The 19,066-nt window shown below is 55.7% G+C and carries 19 protein-coding genes, 1 tRNA gene and 1 pseudogene; 11 read left to right on the forward strand and 10 right to left on the reverse strand.

Annotation, left to right across the window (positions count from 1 at the left end; translation table 11 throughout):
* Nucleotides 1-22 precede the first annotated feature (22 nt).
* Nucleotides 23-661: a multifunctional acyl-CoA thioesterase I/protease I/lysophospholipase L1 gene (gene tesA, locus OCH02_RS20215; protein WP_261090892.1), complete on the reverse strand. Its 639-nt coding sequence runs from the start codon at nucleotides 659-661 to the stop codon at nucleotides 23-25.
* On the opposite strand from tesA, the gene ybbA reads away from it, so the two are divergent.
* The 4 genes from ybbA to galE all read left to right on the forward strand — a co-directional run bounded on the left by ybbA (nucleotide 632) and on the right by galE (nucleotide 6,645).
* On the forward strand, nucleotides 632-1,318 hold the full coding sequence (gene ybbA, locus OCH02_RS20220; protein WP_261432700.1) for a putative ABC transporter ATP-binding protein YbbA: 687 nt from the start codon (nucleotides 632-634) through the stop codon (nucleotides 1,316-1,318). The two genes, tesA and ybbA, sit on opposite strands and share 30 nt — an antisense overlap.
* Complete coding sequence (ybbP, locus tag OCH02_RS20225) at nucleotides 1,315-3,747, forward strand: putative ABC transporter permease subunit YbbP (protein WP_261432701.1); 2,433 nt, start codon at nucleotides 1,315-1,317, stop codon at nucleotides 3,745-3,747. The genes ybbA and ybbP overlap by 4 nt, the downstream gene beginning before the upstream one ends.
* A gap of 403 nt (nucleotides 3,748-4,150) precedes the next feature.
* Nucleotides 4,151-5,557 (forward strand): sugar porter family MFS transporter, encoded by a 1,407-nt coding sequence (locus OCH02_RS20230; protein ID WP_261432702.1) that lies wholly within the window; start codon nucleotides 4,151-4,153, stop codon nucleotides 5,555-5,557.
* Between the two features lie 71 nt (nucleotides 5,558-5,628).
* Nucleotides 5,629-6,645 carry a UDP-glucose 4-epimerase GalE gene (galE, locus tag OCH02_RS20235; RefSeq protein WP_261432703.1) on the forward strand — a complete coding sequence of 339 codons (1,017 nt, stop codon included), beginning with the start codon at nucleotides 5,629-5,631 and terminating at the stop codon, nucleotides 6,643-6,645.
* 127 nt (nucleotides 6,646-6,772) lie between these two features.
* Here galE and purK read toward each other — a convergent pair whose 3' ends face one another.
* From purK to ppiB, 4 genes are all read right to left on the reverse strand, one after another.
* On the reverse strand, nucleotides 6,773-7,840 hold the full coding sequence (gene purK, locus OCH02_RS20240) for a 5-(carboxyamino)imidazole ribonucleotide synthase (protein WP_261432704.1): 1,068 nt from the start codon (nucleotides 7,838-7,840) through the stop codon (nucleotides 6,773-6,775).
* Nucleotides 7,837-8,361 (reverse strand): 5-(carboxyamino)imidazole ribonucleotide mutase, encoded by a 525-nt coding sequence (purE, locus tag OCH02_RS20245; RefSeq protein WP_261432705.1) that lies wholly within the window; start codon nucleotides 8,359-8,361, stop codon nucleotides 7,837-7,839. Before purE ends, purK begins: the two co-directional genes overlap by 4 nt.
* A gap of 165 nt (nucleotides 8,362-8,526) precedes the next feature.
* Nucleotides 8,527-9,249, reverse strand: a complete 723-nt coding sequence (locus OCH02_RS20250) for a UDP-2,3-diacylglucosamine diphosphatase (RefSeq protein WP_261432706.1) — start codon at nucleotides 9,247-9,249, stop codon at nucleotides 8,527-8,529.
* A 10-nt stretch (nucleotides 9,250-9,259) separates the two neighbouring features.
* Nucleotides 9,260-9,754 (reverse strand): peptidylprolyl isomerase B, encoded by a 495-nt coding sequence (ppiB, locus tag OCH02_RS20255; RefSeq protein ID WP_012005604.1) that lies wholly within the window; start codon nucleotides 9,752-9,754, stop codon nucleotides 9,260-9,262.
* Between the two features lie 302 nt (nucleotides 9,755-10,056).
* On the opposite strand from ppiB, the gene cysS reads away from it, so the two are divergent.
* Entirely contained in the window at nucleotides 10,057-11,442 is a 1,386-nt protein-coding gene (cysS, locus tag OCH02_RS20260; RefSeq protein ID WP_261432707.1) for a cysteine--tRNA ligase, read from the forward strand.
* A gap of 68 nt (nucleotides 11,443-11,510) precedes the next feature.
* On the opposite strand, the gene ybcJ is transcribed toward cysS, so the two are convergent.
* Nucleotides 11,511-11,723: a ribosome-associated protein YbcJ gene (ybcJ, locus tag OCH02_RS20265; RefSeq protein WP_012005606.1), complete on the reverse strand. Its 213-nt coding sequence runs from the start codon at nucleotides 11,721-11,723 to the stop codon at nucleotides 11,511-11,513.
* Between the two features lie 10 nt (nucleotides 11,724-11,733).
* Entirely contained in the window at nucleotides 11,734-12,600 is an 867-nt protein-coding gene (folD, locus tag OCH02_RS20270) for a bifunctional methylenetetrahydrofolate dehydrogenase/methenyltetrahydrofolate cyclohydrolase FolD (protein WP_012005607.1), read from the reverse strand.
* 230 nt (nucleotides 12,601-12,830) lie between these two features.
* On the opposite strand from folD, the gene OCH02_RS20275 reads away from it, so the two are divergent.
* On the forward strand, nucleotides 12,831-13,037 hold the full coding sequence (locus OCH02_RS20275) for a hypothetical protein (RefSeq protein ID WP_261432708.1): 207 nt from the start codon (nucleotides 12,831-12,833) through the stop codon (nucleotides 13,035-13,037).
* A 179-nt stretch (nucleotides 13,038-13,216) separates the two neighbouring features.
* A tRNA-Arg gene (locus OCH02_RS20280) sits at nucleotides 13,217-13,293 on the forward strand.
* A 24-nt stretch (nucleotides 13,294-13,317) separates the two neighbouring features.
* Here OCH02_RS20280 and OCH02_RS20285 read toward each other — a convergent pair.
* Nucleotides 13,318-13,473, reverse strand: a pseudogene (locus tag OCH02_RS20285) (integrase); the annotation flags it as partial.
* Nucleotides 13,474-13,535: 62 nt separating this feature from the next.
* Between OCH02_RS20285 and OCH02_RS20290 the strand changes: the two are divergent.
* Nucleotides 13,536-13,943, forward strand: a complete 408-nt coding sequence (locus OCH02_RS20290) for a DUF3224 domain-containing protein (RefSeq protein ID WP_261432709.1) — start codon at nucleotides 13,536-13,538, stop codon at nucleotides 13,941-13,943.
* A gap of 275 nt (nucleotides 13,944-14,218) precedes the next feature.
* Nucleotides 14,219-14,593 (forward strand): hypothetical protein, encoded by a 375-nt coding sequence (locus tag OCH02_RS20295; protein ID WP_261432710.1) that lies wholly within the window; start codon nucleotides 14,219-14,221, stop codon nucleotides 14,591-14,593.
* A 30-nt stretch (nucleotides 14,594-14,623) separates the two neighbouring features.
* Here OCH02_RS20295 and OCH02_RS20300 read toward each other — a convergent pair whose 3' ends face one another.
* Nucleotides 14,624-15,313, reverse strand: a complete 690-nt coding sequence (locus OCH02_RS20300) for a VIT family protein (protein WP_261432711.1) — start codon at nucleotides 15,311-15,313, stop codon at nucleotides 14,624-14,626.
* 246 nt (nucleotides 15,314-15,559) lie between these two features.
* Between OCH02_RS20300 and OCH02_RS20305 the strand changes: the two genes are divergently transcribed.
* Nucleotides 15,560-17,104: a glycosyltransferase family 39 protein gene (locus OCH02_RS20305; protein WP_261432712.1), complete on the forward strand. Its 1,545-nt coding sequence runs from the start codon at nucleotides 15,560-15,562 to the stop codon at nucleotides 17,102-17,104.
* On the opposite strand, the gene OCH02_RS20310 is transcribed toward OCH02_RS20305, so the two are convergent.
* The gene (locus tag OCH02_RS20310; protein ID WP_261432713.1) at nucleotides 17,089-18,021 is read right to left on the reverse strand and encodes a LysR family transcriptional regulator; all 933 of its coding nucleotides are present in this window, start codon (nucleotides 18,019-18,021) and stop codon (nucleotides 17,089-17,091) included. The genes OCH02_RS20305 and OCH02_RS20310 overlap by 16 nt on opposite strands.
* A 94-nt stretch (nucleotides 18,022-18,115) precedes the next feature.
* Here OCH02_RS20310 and OCH02_RS20315 point away from each other — a divergent pair, with 94 nt between their 5' ends.
* Nucleotides 18,116-19,063, forward strand: coding sequence for an MBL fold metallo-hydrolase (locus tag OCH02_RS20315; protein ID WP_261432714.1), 948 nt, complete (start codon nucleotides 18,116-18,118; stop codon nucleotides 19,061-19,063).
* Nucleotides 19,064-19,066: the final 3 nt, after the last annotated feature.

Here is a 19,066-nt window from a genome sequence, read left to right on the forward strand (position 1 = left end):
TTTACCTAGTGTACAACCCTATTTAGTTAGACTCGTGTTTTACTAACGGTTCCAGGCGTTCCGCCATCCAGGTGGCAATAAACGGTTGGGCATCCTTATTGGGATGCAATCCGTCATCCTGCATCCATTCCGCTTTCACCACCACCTGTTCCATATAGAACGGCAGCAGTGGAATGTCGAATTGTTTGGCAAGCTGCGGGTAAATCGCACTGAAGGCCTCGGTATAGCGGCGGCCATAGTTGGGCGGAATACGGATTTGCATCAGCAGCGGCTGTGCACCGGCTTGTTGTACCAGCGTGATGATTTGGCTGAGGTCGCGTTGCAGATCCTGCGCCGGGAAACCGCGCAGACCATCGTTGGCACCCAGTTCAATCAGTACCCAACGTGGCTTATGTTGTTTCAGCAGCTCGGGCAGACGTGCCAGCCCCTGAGCGGCGGTGTCGCCGCTGATGCTGGCGTTGACCAGCTGCGGTTCACCCGGTTTTTTCTGCCATTGGTCGGCCAGCAGCGTCGGCCAGGCTTGCGCCACCGGCAAGCGGTAACCGGCGCTTAAACTGTCGCCTAATATCAATAAGGTATCGGCGGCGACAGCGCGTAAACTGAATAATCCCAACAGCAAAAGGAAGGGAAGATGCCAGCGGAAAACGTTCTTGAAGTTCATCATCTTAGTAAACACGTTGGTCAGGGTGAGCATCAGCTCTCCATCCTTACCGGAGTCGAGCTGGTTGTCAAACCCGCACAGACAATTGCCCTGATTGGCGAATCCGGTTCGGGTAAATCAACGCTGCTGGGGATCCTCGCCGGGTTGGACGACGGCAGTGAAGGGGAAGTGCATTTGTTGGGCGAGTCGCTGACCACGCTGGATGAAGAGCGCCGTGCCGCGCTACGCGCCAAAAATGTCGGCTTTGTTTTTCAATCTTTTATGTTGGTGCCAACGCTCAATGCGCTGGAGAACGTTCAGTTACCGGCGTTGCTGCGTGGCGAAAGCGATCGTCAGAGCCGTGATCAGGCGGTGCAACTGCTGGAGCAACTTGGGCTGGGCCAGCGCCTTGGCCACTTGCCGGCACAGCTTTCCGGCGGCGAGCAACAGCGCGTAGCGCTGGCACGGGCGTTCAGTGGCCGACCGCGGGTGCTGTTTGCCGATGAACCCACCGGCAACCTCGATCGCCAGACCGGCGAACGCATCGCCGATTTACTGTTTTCCCTCAACCGCGATTTCTCCACCACGTTAATCCTGGTCACCCATGACGAAACCCTGGCGGCTCGCTGTCAGCGTCGGCTGCGTCTGCGTGAAGGCCAGCTGTGGGAGGAAGCATGATCTGGCGCTGGTTTTGGCGTGAGTGGCGTTCGCCGTCACTGCTGATCGTCTGGCTGGCGCTGACACTGTCGATGGCCTGCGTGTTGGCATTGGGCAGTATCAGCGATCGGATGGACAAAGGCCTGAGCCAGCAGAGCCGCGATTTTATTGCCGGCGATCGGGTACTGCGCAGCGCCCGCCCGGTCCCGGAAGGCTGGCTGCTGGACGCGCAGCAACAGGGGCTGAAAGTCAGTCGGCAGTTGTCGTTCACCACTATGACCTATGCCGGGGATCGGCCCCAGTTGGCGGACGTGAAGGCCACCGACCTGGCCTATCCGCTGTACGGCAAGCTGGAGACCCGCCCGGCCAACGTCAAACTGGATCCGGGGAACGTGCTGGTGGCACCTCGTTTGCTGGCGCTGTTGAACGTGAAGGTAGGTGACAGGCTGGACGTGGGTGATACCAGCCTGCGAATTGCCGGTGAAATTATTCAGGAGCCGGATTCCGGCTTTAACCCGTTCCAGACGGCACCGCGTATCATGATCAATCTGGCGGACGTGGACAAAACCGGGGCGGTACAGCCGGGCAGCCGCCTGACCTACCGTTATATGTTTGCCGGTACTCCGCAGGATATCCAGCGTTACGAAGATCGCCTGACGCCGCAGCTTGGCCCCGATCAGCGCTGGTTTGGGTTGCAGGAGTCCGGTAGCGCATTGGGCAAATCGCTGCAGCGTTCGCAGCAGTTCCTGTTGCTGTCGGCGCTGCTGACCTTGCTGTTGTCGATTGCCGCCGTCGCGGTAGCGATGAGCCACTATTGCCGCAGCCGTTACGATTTGATCGCGGTGTTGAAAACGCTGGGGGCCGGCCGCAGCGCTTTGCGCAAGTTGATCGTCGGCCAGTGGTTGGCGGTAATTCTGCTGGCAGCCGCTGGCGGGGGCATTATCGGGCTGGGGTTTGAAGCGCTGTTGATCCGCCTGCTGGCACCGGTGCTGCCGGCGGAACTGCCTGCGGCCGGGGCCTGGCCGTGGCTATGGGCGGTCGGCGCATTGCTGATGATTTCGCTGCTGGTGGGCCTGCGGCCGTACCGGCAGTTACTGGCGACCCAGCCACTGCGCGTGCTGCGCCGTGATGTGGTGGCCAACGTCTGGCCACTGCGTTATTTCCTGCCGGTGACGGCGGTGATTGTGGTGGCGCTGTTGACGGCATTGATGGGGGCCAGCACGCTACTGTGGTCGATCCTCGCCGGTATTCTGGTGCTGGCGCTGCTGTTGGGTGCTATCGGCTGGGGCAGCCTGTTATTGCTGCGCCGTATTACGTTGAAGAATCTGGCACTGCGACTGGCGGTTAACCGTCTGCTGCATCAACCCTGGGTCACGGTCAGCCAACTGGCGGCGTTCTCGCTGTCGTTTATGCTGCTGGCGTTACTGCTGGTGCTGCGTGGCGATCTGCTCGAGCGTTGGCAGCAGCAACTGCCGCCGGACAGCCCGAACTACTTCCTGCTGAATATGACCCAGGCGCAGGTGCCACAGGTGAAAACCTTCCTGCAACAGCATCAAATTAAACCGGAAACCTACTATCCGATTGTCCGCGTGCGCCTGACCGAGATTAACCAGCAGGTCGCGACCGAACGGGTGCATGAGGACGATCCGGGCGGCGAGGCGGTGAATCGTGAGCTGAACCTGACCTGGCTGGCCGATCTTCCTGCGCACAATCCATTGGTGGCCGGCAGTTGGCCGCCGAAAGCCGGCGAGGTGTCGATGGATCAGGGCATTGCCGGACGACTCAAAATCAAACTGGGCGATACGCTGACCTTCAGCGGTGATACCCAGTCGTTCAGCGCCAGGGTTACCAGCCTGCGCCAGGTGGATTGGGAAAGCCTGAAGCCAAACTTTTACTTCATCTTCCCACCGGGTGCGCTGGACGGTCAGCCGCAAACCTGGCTCACCAGTTTCCGCTACGACGGTGACGGGCAGATGCTGACCCAGCTTAATCGCCAGTTCCCGACGCTCAGCCTGCTGGACATAGGTTCGATCCTTAAACAGGTGGGCGGCGTGCTGCAGCAGGTGAGCCGCGCGCTGGAAGTGATGGTGGTGCTGGTGGTGATCTGCGGCGGCCTGTTGCTGATGGCGCAGGTGCAGGTGGGGATGCGTCAGCGGCGCCAGGAACTGGTGGTGTATCGCACGCTCGGCGCTGGCAAACGTCTGTTGCGCAGCACGCTGTGGTGTGAGTTTGCCCTGCTGGGGCTGGTGGCAGGCATTGCCGCCGCGGTGGGCGCAGAAGCGGCACTGTGGTTGCTGCAAAGCCAGGTGTTTGACTTCCCATGGGCGCCAACACCGGTGTTGTGGTGGGCGCTGCCGCTACTCAGCGCGTTGCTGTTGTCGCTGTGCGGTGGTTGGCTGGGCGTGCGCTTGCTGCGCGGGCAGGCGCTGTTCCGCAGTTACGACGGTTAATTCTCGCTGAATATCGAGCTGGCCCAGGTGAGCGGGCCAGCCGAACAACGATCGATATTGACGTCCCTATCTGACCTTCGCTTACCCCCCATTCCCGGTCTTTCATCCAAGGCATTTGGCCGTTCTTAGTGTGAAATCGATTACATTTAGTGGACGATTTATTGAAGTGGATGCCCTGCGATATGGTAAAAAGATGTTGCTGTTATCTTCATTTTAAAACAGTGAGTATGGTTATTATCTTTTTTAATCAATGCAATTTTACTGTTTTATGGCTATTCGGCTTTTATGATTATGAAAATAAATCGGTGTAATCGTTTCCACTAATGTGATCGCACTCACTTACCTCTGACGGATTGCCTCCTATCATAACGGCAACTTAAGAACGTTATCGATTGGAGGCAGTATGAATACTACCGTCAAAGTGTCGGCGGCTGAGGAAAGCCAAAGCAACGCAGGCATGACTTTCTTCGTCTGTTTTTTGGCCGCACTGGCCGGGCTGTTGTTTGGTCTGGATATCGGCGTCATTGCGGGGGCTTTGCCGTTTATCACCGATTCGTTTCATATGACCAGTTCCCAGCAGGAGTGGGTGGTCAGCTCAATGATGTTTGGCGCTGCGGTCGGTGCCGTGGGCAGTGGTTGGATGAATTTCCGCATCGGGCGTAAATACAGCCTGATGATTGGCGCCGTGCTGTTCGTGTTGGGTTCCTTGTGCTCAGCGGCTGCGCCTAACGTAGAAGTCTTGTTGGTGTCCCGCATTCTGCTCGGGCTGGCGGTGGGTGTCGCATCCTATACGGCGCCCATTTACCTGTCTGAAATCGCGCCGGAAAAAATTCGCGGCAGCATGATCTCCATGTATCAGCTGATGATAACCATCGGCATCCTGGCGGCCTACCTGTCGGATACCGCGTTCAGTTACACCGGAGCCTGGCGCTGGATGCTGGGGGTGATCACCATTCCTGCCGTGTTGCTGCTGGTTGGGGTGTTCTTCCTGCCGGATAGCCCACGCTGGCTGGCTTCGCGTAACCGCCATGAGCAGGCGCGTCAGGTGTTGGAGAAACTGCGTGACAGCAGTGCCCAGGCGCAGCATGAGCTGAACGAAATTCGTGAGAGCCTCAAGCTGAAACAGAGCGGCTGGTCGCTGTTTAAAGACAATAAAAACTTCCGCCGTGCCGTTTTTCTCGGCGTGCTGCTGCAGGTGATGCAACAGTTCACCGGCATGAACGTCATCATGTATTACGCGCCGAAGATTTTTGGTCTGGCGGGTTTTGCCAGTACCGCACAGCAGATGTGGGGGACGGTGATTGTGGGTCTGGTCAACGTGCTGGCCACCTTTATCGCCATTGGTTTGGTTGACCGCTGGGGCCGTAAACCGACGCTGACGCTGGGCTTTATCGTCATGGCGGTGGGCATGGGGGCACTGGGGACGATGATGCATGTGGGGATGAGTTCGCCTGCCGAGCAATACTTCGCCGTTATCATGTTACTGATGTTTATTGTCGGTTTTGCCATGAGCGCCGGCCCACTGATTTGGGTGCTGTGTTCTGAGATCCAACCGCTGAAAGGCCGTGACTTTGGTATCACCTGTTCCACTGCCACCAACTGGATCGCCAACATGATCGTCGGGGCGACCTTCCTGACCATGCTTAATTCGCTGGGCAGCGCCTACACCTTCTGGGTCTACGCGGCGCTTAACCTGGTGTTTATCTTCATCACGCTGGCGTTGATCCCGGAAACGAAAAATATCTCGCTGGAACATATCGAACGCAATCTGATGGCCGGTAAGCCGTTACGCAACATTGGCTCTCGCTAAGCGGCATGCCAGTTACACGAGGTCCGCTGACACGGCGGGCTTTCGCTCCTGATACTGATTAAGGGGAAATTATGTCTATTCTGGTTACCGGCGGCGCCGGCTACATTGGTTCACATACGGTGCTGGCTTTGCTGGAACGTGGTGAAGATGTGGTGGTGCTGGATAATTTGATCAATGCGTCTGAAGAGTCTTTGCGCCGCGTGGAGCAACTGACGGGCAGGGCCGCGACGTTTTATCGGGGAGATGTACAGGATGCCGGTTGCCTGAAGCGCATCTTTGAGGAAAACAACGTTGCCTCGGTGATCCACTTTGCCGGCCTGAAGGCGGTGGGGGAGTCCACCCAAAAACCGCTGGAGTACTATCAGAATAACGTGGCCGGTACCTTGGTGCTGTTGGAGGCCATGCGCCAGGCGGGAGTGCATCAGTTTATCTTCAGCTCCTCCGCCACGGTGTACGGGGAACATGCGCCGGTACCTTATCGGGAAGATATGCCGATCGGCGGTACTACCAGCCCTTACGGCACCTCCAAATGGATGGTGGAGCAGATCCTGCAGGACTTTGCCAGGGCCGAACCGGCGTTTTCGATCATTGCACTGCGCTACTTCAACCCGGTAGGCGCGCATGAGTCGGGCCTGATTGGCGAAGACCCGAGCGGCATTCCCAATAATCTGCTGCCTTATATCGCACAGGTGGCTATTGGTCAGCGGGAAACTCTGAGCGTGTTTGGCGGCGACTATCCAACCAAAGACGGCACGGGCGTGCGCGACTACATTCACGTAATGGATGTGGCGCAGGGCCATCTGGCGGCGATGGATCGTTTAGCGCAGATTGCCGGGTTTAAAGCCTATAATCTGGGTTCCGGGGTCGGTTACTCGGTGCTGGAAATGGTGCAGGCGTTTGAAAAAGCCTCGGGCGTGGCCATTCCGTATCAGATTTTACCGCGCCGTGCGGGCGACCTGCCAGCCTTCTGGGCCGATGCCGGGTTGGCGAAACAGGAGCTGGGTTGGCAAGTGCAGCGCGGGCTTGACGTGATGATGCGTGATACCTGGAACTGGCAAAGTAAAAATCCGCAGGGCTATACCCGCTAACAAACCTGCATAAAGGCTAAACCGGTAGGGGGCGAACATGTTCGCCCCGACTTAACCCGTTGATTATATGATAGGGCGCGGTATGCAGCGCCCCTACCATGAAACAACTTTTGGCACGGGGAAACGCTTAAGCCAGCTTTTGCTGCGCCCAGGCCAGACCGCTTTGGTATTCGGCCGGCAGCAGCGGTGCCAGTGCCTGCAAAGTCTGCAGCAGCGCAGCGGCGTCAGGATCGTTCAGGTTCAGGTGCCCGACCTTACGGCCTTCACGCACCTCTTTCTCATACCAGTGCAGATGCACCAGCGGCAGCGCCAGCCACTGCTGATTCACTGCTGTGCCAATCAGATTGACCATCACCGACGGCGTGCTCACTACCGGCTTCGGCAGCGGCAGGGCGAGAATAGCACGTAGATGCAGTTCGAACTGACTGATGGACGCGCCGTTCTGCGTCCAGTGACCGCTGTTGTGCACCCGGGGGGCCAGCTCGTTAATCAACAGGCGATCGCCAACGATAAAGCACTCCATCGCCATCACGCCGACGTAGTTCAGTTCATCAAGGATGGCCGTCAGCATTTGCTCCGCCTGCCGTTGCAGGGCAGGGTTGGGCTGCGGCAGTGCCACGCTGGTGCGCAGAATGCCTTCTTCATGCAGGTTATGGGTCAGCGGATAGAACACCGACTGGCCGTCATGCCCGCGTGCGCCGACCAGCGACACCTCACCGGAAAAGTTAATCCCTTGCTCGACGATACATTCGCCATAGGCATCGGCCGGCAATTCGGCCTCTTGCCCTGGGCGCAAGCGCCACTGGCCGCGGCCGTCGTAACCGCCAACGCGACGCTTGACGATCGCCAGTTCACCCAGTGTAGTGAACACCTGTGGCCATTCGGCGGCGTCAGCCAGCAGTTGCCACGGCGCGGTGGCCAGACCAAGCTGGTCGAGCAACTGTTTTTGCGTCAGGCGGTCCGCCAGACGCGGGAAAATATCACGGTTGACGAAGCTGTTATGGGTTGCCAGCTCGCGCGTCAGCGCGGTTTCCGGCCAGCGTTCGATTTCGGCGGTGATCACGCTGTTCTGGTAGGGCACGGCTTCAGGTTCGGCGTCAAGGCCCACCGGATATACGGCGATGCCCAGCGGTTCACCGGCCTGGCGCAGCATGCGCCCTAACTGACCGTTGCCCAGTACGCAAACCGGCTTCATGCTTCCTCCCGCGGATCCGGGTGGTTCAGCACCTCGTCAGTTTGTGCCTGACGCCAATCGGCCAGGCGTTGTGCCAGCTCGGCGTCGTGCAGCGCCAGAATTTGTGCCGCCAGCAGGGCGGCGTTGGCAGCACCGGCTTTGCCGATGGCCAGCGTGCCCACTGGAATACCGCGTGGCATTTGCACGATCGAATACAGGCTGTCTACACCGCTCAGGGCAGCGCTTTGCACTGGAACACCCAGCACCGGAACCAGCGTTTTCGCCGCCAGCATGCCCGGCAGGTGCGCAGCACCGCCAGCACCGGCAATGATCACGTCAAAGCCATTATCAGTTGCCTGCTCGGCAAAGCTGAACAGCTTGTCTGGCGTGCGATGAGCGGAAACGACTTCGACATGGAACGGGACATCGAGCGAGGTCAGGACTTCGGCGGCAAACTGCATGGTGGCCCAGTCACTTTTCGATCCCATTACGATTGCGATTTTAACCCCAGCGTGGGTGGCTGAAGCGGCGTTGGCTCCCATGGGTGTAAGGCTCCTGTATTGTACAAACGACGGCCGGTTGCCTGCGGCGGGAGGCCGAATGAGGGCACAGAGCATACCATGAGCGCTCGGCGAGGAAAACGGTTGCGTCGCCGGTTTTCATTGCCAAAAGCGTGAATTTTTTTACCTGCGCGACAAGTCAGGAACTTAGAACGGGAATTGGATCAGCTCGACGGCGTCGGCACTGACTTTGATCATTGAACCTTCAAGGTGCCAGGCTCCCAGCACCACGCGGTGGGCCTTGCCGCTGCTCAATGCCAATTCATGCACCGCCGGACGGTGAGTGTGGCCGTGGATCATCCAGTGAACCTGGTGGCGCAGCATCGCCTGCTCAACCGCCTGCGGGTTGACGTCCATAATGGAGTCCGACTTGTACTGATTACTCTGCTGGCTGCGAGCACGCATTTTGGCTGCGATCTTAAGACGCCAGCGCCGCGGCATTGCCAGAAACAGCTTTTGGATCAGCGGATTGTGTACCTTACGGCGAAACTGTTGGTAGGCCTGATCGTCGGTACACAGCGTGTCGCCATGCAGGATCAGGATTTTTCGCCCATACAGCTCCAGCACTTTCTCTTCTGGTAGCAGTTGCATACCGCTGGCACGGGCAAAGCGTTTACCGACCAGAAAATCACGGTTGCCGTGGATAAAGTAGCAGGGCACGCCAGCCTGTTGCAGCGCCTTCAGCGCCGCGGCAATTTCACCGTGCAGCGGCTCGGGATCGTCATCGCCGATCCAGGCTTCAAACAGGTCCCCAAGAATGTACAGGGCGTCGGCGTGTATGGCATCTTGCCGCAAAAAACGCAGAAAACCGGCAGTGATTGCCGGTTCCTGTGCGCTTAAATGCAGGTCTGCGATGAACAGCGTGTTCATGCAGCCGCGATTACTCGCTGACGGTAACGCTAGTGACGATGACGTCTTCTACCGGTACGTCCTGGTGCATGCCGCTACGGCCGGTTTTCACCGCTTTGATCTTGTTAACCACGTCCATGCCTTCAACCACTTCAGCAAATACGCAGTAGCCCCAACCCTGGGCGTTTTCGCCGCGGAAGTTCAGGAAGTCGTTGTCTGCCACGTTGATGAAGAACTGTGCGGTCGCAGAGTGTGGATCGTTGGTACGAGCCATTGCCAGGGTACCGATGGTGTTTTTCAGACCGTTGTTGGCTTCGTTCTTGATAGTCGCTTTGGTGTCTTTCTGGGTCATGCCCGGCTCAAAACCACCGCCCTGAACCATAAAGCCATTGATAACACGGTGGAAAATGGTGTTATTGTAGAAACCTTCACGGCAGTAGTTCAGGAAGTTTTCAACGGTAACCGGCGCTTTGTCAGCAAAGGTGTTGATAACGATATCGCCGTGATTAGTGTGGAAAGTAACCATAGTTTTAGTCCTAACAAGATGAATTGAGATGTCACAAGGATCGAGTGAACAATCAGACCGCCGTTATAACATATCTCCTTTAATCAGTCAGCAGCGGGTAAACCGCACGCTGGCTGTGGTAAAACGATAATTGTTATATTATAACGTTGGTGGCGATCGCTGATTTCTCACCGTTTTCCACCTCTCAGCTTAGCAAAGCGCGGCCTTAACCTTGCATTAGATCAGGCTTCGGGTTTCAATACGCTGCTGGGTGAATCGCCTAATTACTATTTTTGTTATCACGCACACCACGGAATGTCCCGATGCTAAAGATTTTTAATACCCTGAGTCGTCAAAAAGAGGAATTTAAACCCATTCATGCCGGTAAAGTTGGCATGTACGTGTGCGGGGTAACCATCTATGACCTGTGTCATATCGGCCACGGGCGTACCTTTGTTGCTTTCGACGTCGTTGCGCGTTATTTGCGTTACCTTGGCTATTCGCTGAACTACGTGCGTAACGTTACCGACGTTGACGATAAAATTATCCGCCGTGCGACAGAGAATGGCGAAAGCTGCGATCAACTGACCACGCGTATGCTGGCAGAGATGCACGCCGACTTCGATTCTCTGCTGATTGAACGCCCGGACATCGAGCCGCGCGCCACTCAGCATATTTCCGAGATCGTTGAGATCACCCAGCGCCTGATCGATCGCGATCACGCCTACGTGGCCAGCAACGGCGACGTGATGTTCTCCATCGACAGCGATCCGCAATACGGTTTGTTATCACGCCAGGATCTGGATCAGCTGCAGGCCGGTGCGCGGGTAGAAATCGATGACGTAAAACGCAACCCGATGGATTTCGTGCTGTGGAAGATGTCCAAGCCGGGCGAACCTAGCTGGGAATCGCCATGGGGCGCAGGCCGTCCGGGCTGGCACATTGAATGTTCTGCGATGAACTGCAAGCAGCTGGGCACCCATTTTGACATCCACGGCGGCGGTTCCGATCTGATGTTCCCGCACCACGAGAACGAGATTGCCCAGTCGAGCTGTGCGCACGACGGCCCGTACGTCAATTACTGGATGCACTCCGGTATGGTGATGATCGACAAAGAAAAAATGTCGAAATCGCTGGATAACTTCTTCACCATCCGCGACGTGCTGGGTTACTACGACGCCGAAACCGTGCGTTACTTCCTGATGTCCGGCCACTATCGCAGCCAGCTAAATTACAGCGAAGAGAACCTGAAACAGGCGCGTACCGCACTGGAGCGTCTGTACACCGCGCTGCGCGGTACCGACGTTAACGCGCAACCGGCCGGTGGTGACGTGTTTGAAGCCCGCTTCCGCGAAGCCATGGATGACGACTTCAATACCCCGGAAGCTTACTCGGCGCTGTTTGACTTGGCACGCGAGGTTAACCGCCTGAAAGCGGAAGATCTGACTGCAGCCAACGGCCTGGCGGCAGAACTGCGCAAGCTGGCGAAGGTGCTGGGCCTGTTGCAGCAAGAACCGGAACTGTTCCTGCAGGGCGGCGCACAGGCGGACGACGGTGAAGTGGCGGAGATCGAAGCCTTGATCAAACAGCGTAATGACGCGCGCAAAGCCAAAGATTGGGCGCTGGCGGATGCCGCACGCGACCGTTTGAACGAGATGAACATCGTGCTGGAAGATGGCCCGCAGGGAACCACCTGGCGCCGTAAGTAATTCGCTTTAGGCTTAAAATAAAAAAGGCGCTGGGTTAACCCTCAGCGCCTTTTTCTATGGAGCACGGTTTATGGCTTAACTACAACCTTGCCGCCGTTAAACTCCACCACCTGATCGGCGACGATTTTGCAGCGCTTGCGCGTTTCTACTTTGCCGTTTACTTTCACCTGCCCATCGGCGATGACTTCTTTGGCGGCACCGCCACTTTCACACCAGCCCTGGAACTTGAGCAGGTCGCACAGTTCGACGTGCGGGTGATTATCCAGATTAAAAGTTTCCATACTGCCTTACTTATTTAGGTTGAACGTCGTGATAAACCTCGCAGGCCTGCAAGGTATTTTGGATCAGTGTAGCAACGGTCATTGGGCCAACGCCACCCGGAACCGGAGTAATGTAGGCCGCGCGTTCACTGGCGGCATCGAATTCTACGTCGCCGACTACTTTACCACTTTCAAGACGGTTAATGCCGACATCCACCACGATCGCGCCCGGTTTGATCCAATCACCCGGAATAAAGCCCGGTTTTCCGACCGCGACGATCAGCAGATCGGCGTTTTCAACGTGATGACGCAGGTTTTTGGTGAAACGGTGGGTCACGGTGGTGGTGCAACCGGCCAGCAGCAGCTCCATGCTCATCGGGCGGCCAACGATGTTGGATGCGCCAACCACGACGGCATTCAGGCCATAGGTATCGATGTTGTAACGCTCGAGCAGGGTGACGATGCCGCGCGGGGTACATGGGCGCAGTTTAGGCGAGCGCTGGCACAGACGGCCGACGTTGTAAGGGTGGAAACCGTCGACGTCTTTATCCGGATGAATACGCTCCAGCACTTTGACGTTATCGATGCCGGCAGGCAGCGGCAACTGCACCAGGATGCCGTCGATCTCGCCGTCGGCATTCAGCCGATCGATCAGCGCCAGCAATTCGGCCTCACTGGTGGTGGCAGGCAAATCGTAGGAGCGGGAGAGGAAGCCCACCTCATCACAGGCGCGGCGCTTGCTGGCGACGTAAATCTGTGAGGCCGGGTTCTCGCCAACCAGCACGACTGCCAGGCCCGGCGCGCGTTTTCCGGCGGCCAGACGTTGTTTAACTTGCTCAGCCACTTCGTTTCTAACCTGCTGCGCAATCGTTTTACCATCAATAATCTTTGCTGACATCAGTGAGGAAATCCATCAATTAAGAAAAGCGGGGATGGCGCTATTTTGTCAGAAGCGGAGCGCGCTGTCAGGCGCTGAATCGTGTTCGACGCTGTTTGCCGGGGGAGATTTACGCTTTTTTTATGCCAACAGAATGATCCTCTACGCCTTTTTTACCTTGCGCTACCTAAGCTGTGGCTATTCACACTGCGGTATTCGCGCCAGCCGCAGGCGCTAACGGAGCCACTATCATGATGATCATCACCCGGCTACATCCATGGCATCAGCAGATTGCCAGCCCGATTAACCCGCCCAAACACGTGGGCGAAACGGTGTTCGACTCGTCAATGCATCCGGCGGACGTGGCGCAGTTGATGGTGTTGCATCAGCTCGCGGTACACAAAGCACCGCCATCCTGGCGAGCACGCCTGCGTGCGCTGTGCCGGAGGCTATGCTGAGAAGACGCATCGGAAGGGGATAGGCTGCGAATGATGAGGTGAATTTAGCGAACGGCAGGGGGAATGGTGGAAAAACCACCATAAAGTACGACCAGCGCCGTAACGTCATGAAAAGGCATTGACTCAGTAACCCCTGACCGTATAATCGCACTCCGCAACTCAGGTTGCCGCATCCCAATGCGCCCTTAGCTCAGTTGGATAGAGCAACGGCCTTCTAAGCCGTAGGTCACAGGTTCGAGCCCTGTAGGGCGTACCATTTAGATTCAACTGCTTACGAAAATCACCCAAGCTTTTCATTTCCCTCGTGGGACAGATTTGGGACTAAGCCACCAAAAATCGTATTAATCTGCCCCGCATGCTCAGTTAAATTATTCGGTGCCAAGTGCGCATATCTCTGCACCATTTCTATGCTTTACCATCCTCCCATTTCCTGCAGGCGGATAGCTATGTTGTGGAGTAGAATAAGGACCCCACCCATTTTGATAGAGACGGATGTGAATGGAAGCGTTAGCCACTTTTTCTGCTAAGAATTTCAAATCAACTGGGCTGAGCCCAATCCCCGAGATTACGACTGCCTTGCCGGTGTCTATTAGCACCATGGAGAAATGTTACTCGGGTGCTATCGATGGTATTTCCTCAACAGTGTTTACTGCGGCGTTCGACCAGACGACCAGAACGGGCAGTTACATCGCAATTGAGAGCTTCAAAGGTAGGGTGAATGGGAAAGAAGGCACTTTCAATTTCATCCACTCAGCTTCTACAGCCAGCACTGGTCGGGCAGATGAATTTTTTTGCATAGTTGGAGGCAGTGGTACAGATGAATTGAGAGGGATATCAGGATCTGGAGGTATCAAAATCGACACCGATGGCACGCATCATATTTGGTTGAATTACCAACTTGAATAGGTCAGAAATAGTTTTAGATACGGTGGTCAGGGGTCCTGAGTTTTTTGTAACAAGCCAAACGTTATAGACGGATCTATTTATATAGCTAATTTTTCATTAAAAAACGGCAATTAGCTGTTGTCGGACACAATGATCTCGTCTATAAGCAGCGACGCGTGGTTTCATTTCTTAAGTGAAGGTGAAATCATCGTCAAACGTAGCTTTTTGTCTCAGCTTGGTTAGCTGTCCCGGCCAGCTCATCTCCATACTGTCGACAATAGGCTTCTTTGAACGAGATGGGAAAAGGTCACGCAGCCAGGGCATTTTGGTGTTTGCTTGAACCGGATATTCAACGCCTGCTGGCCCCGAAATTGGATAACTCTCTACTGAGGAATATCTTTAGCGGTCTTCGCTACGGCGAACTGGTCGAGTTGTTGCGTGGGTTTAAATTCGTTGAAATTCCTTCGCTGGTGGCATTGTTGCCAAAGGCGTTAAAGTCACTGATGAAGGAATTTAATGGCAATCTCGACCGTCTGGCTGATTATTTAAAGACTGAAGGACTAACGGATAAAATAGCGCCTGTAATAGCAGCCGAGACTATTTTACGTTCCAGTATTACCTGGGGAATTATTTTGAATACATTACCGGTAGTGTGCGTCATTATTTTATAACCGAAATGGGGAGTCACGGGGTCGCCAACCTCAGCCGGCCATAGAACCAAAAAGCGCACCGACGCCAGATGAAACCCCCATCGCCAGGGCGCTCCAGAAAGTAATGCGAATAATACCAGGAAGTATCGGTGCCCCACCGGCCTTGGCGGCAATCCCGCCCAGTATGGCCAGCGAAATTAATGCGGAAAGGGCAATGGCGGCGATCGCCCACTGGGCCGGGGCAATAGCGGCCACCAATAAAGGCAATATGGCCCCCGTCGAGAAGCTTGCTGCAGAAGTCAGAGCAGCCTGCAAGGGGCGGGCGGTGGTGATTTCTGAAATGCCCAATTCCTCGCGCGCATGTGCTGCCAAAGCATCATGGCTCATCAGTTTTGCGGCCACCTGTTTCGCCAGCGCGGCGTCCAGACCCCGATGGACATAAATTGAGGTTAACTCGCGAAATTCACCCTGAAAATCGGCATCCAGCTCGGCCTGTTCTTCCGCCAGGGCGGCTTTCTCGGTGTCTGACTGCGAAGACACGGAAACATATTCACCGGTTGCCATCGACATCGCACCAGCGACCAAACCGGCAATGCCGGTCAACAAAATACTTTGGTGAGTGGCATTGGCGGATGCTACCCCCAACAGCAGGCTTGCGGTAGAAACAATGCCATCGTTAGCGCCAAGGACCGCCGCTCTGAGCCAGCCTATTTTCTCTATGCTGTGTCGTTCTCTGTGCATCACACCGCTCCCATATTTCAGCCTGTCGATTCAACCGGTCTGCTTTGCGGAACTCAGGCTGGTTTATCAGCGAGCAAAGTTCGGAAATTTTAGTTTAGCCTGCATCTGGCCCCTGCCCGTAAAGCGGATGCTTTGTCGGGAGATTTCACTGACTTTTATCTATTGATTGAGTCGCCATTTACTTGCTCTCGGCAATGATGACGCGGCGTCTCCACATTGTGTGGAGCAATCCGGTGGAATGTGGCTATGTCACTGCAACAAATATCAAATGCCCCGCTGACGAGCAACAGGTTAAAAGGCATCGGCTATAAACAATACGTGTATTTGATCGTGATGTTTGCGGCCGTGATTCGGGGCGTTTCTTTAACCAACAAATATTTTTGGTGTGACGAAGCGTCCAGCGTGCTGACCAGCCGCTATGACCTGTCGGCGTTGCTCTACCATGCATCCTTTGACGTACATCCCCCGCTTTATTATCTGCTGCTGCACGGTTGGATGCTGTTGTTTGGCGACAGCATTCTGGCGGTGCGCTCCCTCAGCATGCTGTTTGGCGTGGTTACGGTGGCACTGGTAATCAAACTCACCCGTTGGCTGGCCAATGAACGGGCGGCATTGCTGGCCGGTGGCCTGATGGCAATGATGCCGATGGCGGTGCGTTACAGTCAGGAAGCGCGCATGTATGCGCTGATGGGGATGTTGATCATCGCTGCGACCATGGCACTGGTAATGTGGTTGAAGGCACCCGCCAACCGTCGTTATCTGGCGGCCTATGCGGTGTTGATGACGCTGAGTTTATATACTCACTACTTCACCATTTTTGCTCTGGTAACTCACTGGATGGTGCTATTGGCACTGTCCTGTCGGCGTGATGAACCGGTTTGTTATTTAAAGCAATCGACGTGGTGGCTGGCTAATCTGGCCATCGGGCTGGCTTATATCCCCTGGTTGCTGGTGTTGTTAAATTTGCTGGCTCATATTGCGGAGCTAAGAGTCGGTGGGGACGTCGGCTGGATCCCACAAGTGGCATGGAGCGACTTGCCCGCCATGCTCTGGCGTTTTTTAACCGGAGATGATGGCCGAAATTATTACTGGGGCATTTTCCTGTTGCTGCCGGCCTTCTTCGTTGGGTTGTCTGGTTTGCTGCTGGTTTCACGTGGGGTAGAGAACAAATTCAAACTATTGCTGCTCAGTGGCGTATTTGTCCCGGTCTTGCTGCTGTTTGCGATTTCCTGGCGGATGCCGCTGTTTGTTGATCGCTATTTGTTTTTTGCTGCGTTAGGTATCCCAATCATTTTGGCGATCCTGATTGCAGAAAGTAAAAGTAAGCTTCGTGGGGTTTCGCTGCTGGTGTTTTTTAGCCTGCTGTTCGGCAGTGGGCTGCGCGATGATTATTTATCGGATAAAGATCAGTTTAAGGGGATGGTGCACTATATCAACAGTGGTTATCAGCCTGGTGATGCGGTTGTCGTCAGCAACATGTTCAATTATCTGAGTTATGTCTATTACAACAAAAAAGACTACCGCGCGTTGTTATATACCCCGATAAAACCCAACGGCATTTCCGGTAAACCCAATGCCTATGGATTTGGGACTTTCTTCCACGATCGGGCGGCGCAAACCTACGTCGATAATCTCAAAGCTTTGTCAGTGAAGTATCACCGGGTATGGTTGGTCAGCGGTGGCGATTTCAATCAGGATTTTGGTCGCTCGCCGTCAGGGTGGGTTAATACCCGTACCTTTAAAAGTGGTGGATTCGAATCGCGTCTGTTTGTGGTTCACCCCGCCAGATAAGCGGCTGCCGTCAGTGCAGATACCCGCTCCATCAGCCACAGTAACGCGGGATCCTGACTGCGTTTGTGATGCCACAACATGGCTACTTCGAAAGGTGGGAGATCCAGCGGTAGCTCGCTGCGCTTCAGGCCATAATCCTGACTCCAGATTTTGCCCAACCCTGCAGGTACGGTGGCCAGTGCCGGGCTGCGCTGCAGGATCAGCGGCAGCGTGGCGAAGTGCGGGCTGGTGTAACGCACCGAACGCTGTAGCCCATAAGTAGTCAGCTGTTCATCGATAGCGCTGGTGTTTGCGCCACGGTAGGAAACCAGCAGATGGTCGTTAGTAATGTAATTCGCCAGCGGCAGCGGGGTGGGCAGGTTTAGCTGTCCCGGATGCCACAAAGTGCAGAAGTTCATCTTGGTCAACACTTCTCGCTGCAGCCATTTAGGTCCCGAGGGCGCGACGGAAATGGCCAGATCAATACGGTCCTGCTCCAGTGCATCACAGTCCTGGAATGGATCGGTGGCCACCACGTTTAGAGTGATACCGGGTGCCTGCTGTTTCAGGTCAGCCATTAGCGCGGGCATCAGCCACATTTCGACCCAATCGGCCATGCCTATCCGGAAGCTGTGTTGCGCCGTGGCGGCAACGAAATTGGGGGGCTGAAATAGCACCTGTTGCATCTCTTCCAGCAAGGGGGTCAATGCCAGCACCAGCGCTTGTGCCCTTGGGGTGGGTTCCATACCCTGAGCGGTACGGATAAACAGTGGGTCATTGAACATGTCACGCAGACGTGCCAATGCACCGCTGACGGCCGGTTGCCCCAGATACAGCTTTTCTGCCGCCCGCGACACGCTGCGTTCACGAAACAATACCATCAGCACCGTCAGTAGGTTCAGGTCGATACGACTAAAATCATTTTCTCTGATGTTCATAATCATTCCAATCAATTTGAATGATGTTAACTGCCGCTACCATAATCTCCGTCAGCGTTAAAGGCGACGCATTTTTCTAACTGAAGGGGATGTTATGAAGCTGTTTTCTGCGCTGGCATTTGCCGGCTTACTGTTGACTGGTGCCGCCACGGCGGATGTGCAGGTCCAGGCACAGGCACCGGGCTATTACCGCATGCCACTGGGTAAATTTGTCATTACCGCCGTGTCCGACGGCACGGTGACCATCCCGCTCGATAAATTGTTGACCCATATCTCGCCGCAGGAGCTGAAGCAAAGGATGGCCCTGGAGGCGATGACGCCGCAGGCGGAAACTTCAATCAACACCTTTGTTATTGATACCGGCAAGCAGCGAGTGCTGGTTGATACGGGGGCCGGACCGCTATTGGGCAAAACCGGTGGGCACCTGTTGGAAAATCTGCGTGCGGCGGGCTACCCGGCGGAAACCCTGGACGCGGTACTGTTGACCCACATACATGGCGATCACTCTGGCGGAGCGTCGTTAAACGGCAAACCGGCATTTCCTAATGCGCTGGTTTATGTCGATAAAAAAGACGTGGATTTTTGGCTGAATACGGCCAATCTCGGCAAGGTGGAGGCGAGCCAGAGGCATACCTTCAAGGAGTCGGCAGATTCGCTTAATCCGGTGATCGCAGCCGGTAAGCTGAAAACTTTCACTGCGCCGCTAAGAGTACTGGACGGTATCCAGGCGCTACCGGCACCGGGCCACACGCCGGGTAGCGTGGTCTATCGGGTCGAAAGCGAAGGGCAAACGCTGGTATTGTGGGGTGACATCATTCATGCCAAGGCGGTGCAAATGCCGGACCCTGAGGTGGCGATCCATTTTGATGTGAACCAACAGCAGGCAGTGCAAACCCGAGAGCGTATTCTGGCACAGGTGGCGCGCGAGGGAGATTGGGTGGCCGCAGCCCATATCTCATTCCCCGGGCTGGGGCACGTGAAGGCCGAGGGCAACGGCTATCGTTGGGTTGCCGCCAACTATACCACTCAGCTTTCGCACTAAAGG

Origin of the sequence: Serratia quinivorans, assembly GCF_946227985.1 — a bacterium.
Taxonomy (GTDB): domain Bacteria; phylum Pseudomonadota; class Gammaproteobacteria; order Enterobacterales; family Enterobacteriaceae; genus Serratia; species Serratia quinivorans_A.

Bases quoted from the DNA above. Each gene is read 5' to 3' on its own strand.
- ybbA (WP_261432700.1), top strand. From the start codon at position 632: ATGCCAGCGGAAAACGTTCTTGAAGTTCATCATCTTAGTAAACACGTT.
- tesA (WP_261090892.1), bottom strand. From the start codon at position 661: ATGAACTTCAAGAACGTTTTCCGCTGGCATCTTCCCTTCCTTTTGCTG.
- ybbP (WP_261432701.1), top strand. From the start codon at position 1,315: ATGATCTGGCGCTGGTTTTGGCGTGAGTGGCGTTCGCCGTCACTGCTG.
- OCH02_RS20230 (WP_261432702.1), top strand. From the start codon at position 4,151: ATGAATACTACCGTCAAAGTGTCGGCGGCTGAGGAAAGCCAAAGCAAC.
- galE (WP_261432703.1), top strand. From the start codon at position 5,629: ATGTCTATTCTGGTTACCGGCGGCGCCGGCTACATTGGTTCACATACG.
- purK (WP_261432704.1), bottom strand. From the start codon at position 7,840: ATGAAGCCGGTTTGCGTACTGGGCAACGGTCAGTTAGGGCGCATGCTG.
- purE (WP_261432705.1), bottom strand. From the start codon at position 8,361: ATGGGAGCCAACGCCGCTTCAGCCACCCACGCTGGGGTTAAAATCGCA.
- OCH02_RS20250 (WP_261432706.1), bottom strand. From the start codon at position 9,249: ATGAACACGCTGTTCATCGCAGACCTGCATTTAAGCGCACAGGAACCG.
- ppiB (WP_012005604.1), bottom strand. From the start codon at position 9,754: ATGGTTACTTTCCACACTAATCACGGCGATATCGTTATCAACACCTTT.
- cysS (WP_261432707.1), top strand. From the start codon at position 10,057: ATGCTAAAGATTTTTAATACCCTGAGTCGTCAAAAAGAGGAATTTAAA.
- ybcJ (WP_012005606.1), bottom strand. From the start codon at position 11,723: ATGGAAACTTTTAATCTGGATAATCACCCGCACGTCGAACTGTGCGAC.
- folD (WP_012005607.1), bottom strand. From the start codon at position 12,600: ATGTCAGCAAAGATTATTGATGGTAAAACGATTGCGCAGCAGGTTAGA.
- OCH02_RS20275 (WP_261432708.1), top strand. From the start codon at position 12,831: ATGATGATCATCACCCGGCTACATCCATGGCATCAGCAGATTGCCAGC.
- OCH02_RS20290 (WP_261432709.1), top strand. From the start codon at position 13,536: ATGGAAGCGTTAGCCACTTTTTCTGCTAAGAATTTCAAATCAACTGGG.
- OCH02_RS20295 (WP_261432710.1), top strand. From the start codon at position 14,219: ATGGGAAAAGGTCACGCAGCCAGGGCATTTTGGTGTTTGCTTGAACCG.
- OCH02_RS20300 (WP_261432711.1), bottom strand. From the start codon at position 15,313: ATGCACAGAGAACGACACAGCATAGAGAAAATAGGCTGGCTCAGAGCG.
- OCH02_RS20305 (WP_261432712.1), top strand. From the start codon at position 15,560: ATGTCACTGCAACAAATATCAAATGCCCCGCTGACGAGCAACAGGTTA.
- OCH02_RS20310 (WP_261432713.1), bottom strand. From the start codon at position 18,021: ATGAACATCAGAGAAAATGATTTTAGTCGTATCGACCTGAACCTACTG.
- OCH02_RS20315 (WP_261432714.1), top strand. From the start codon at position 18,116: ATGAAGCTGTTTTCTGCGCTGGCATTTGCCGGCTTACTGTTGACTGGT.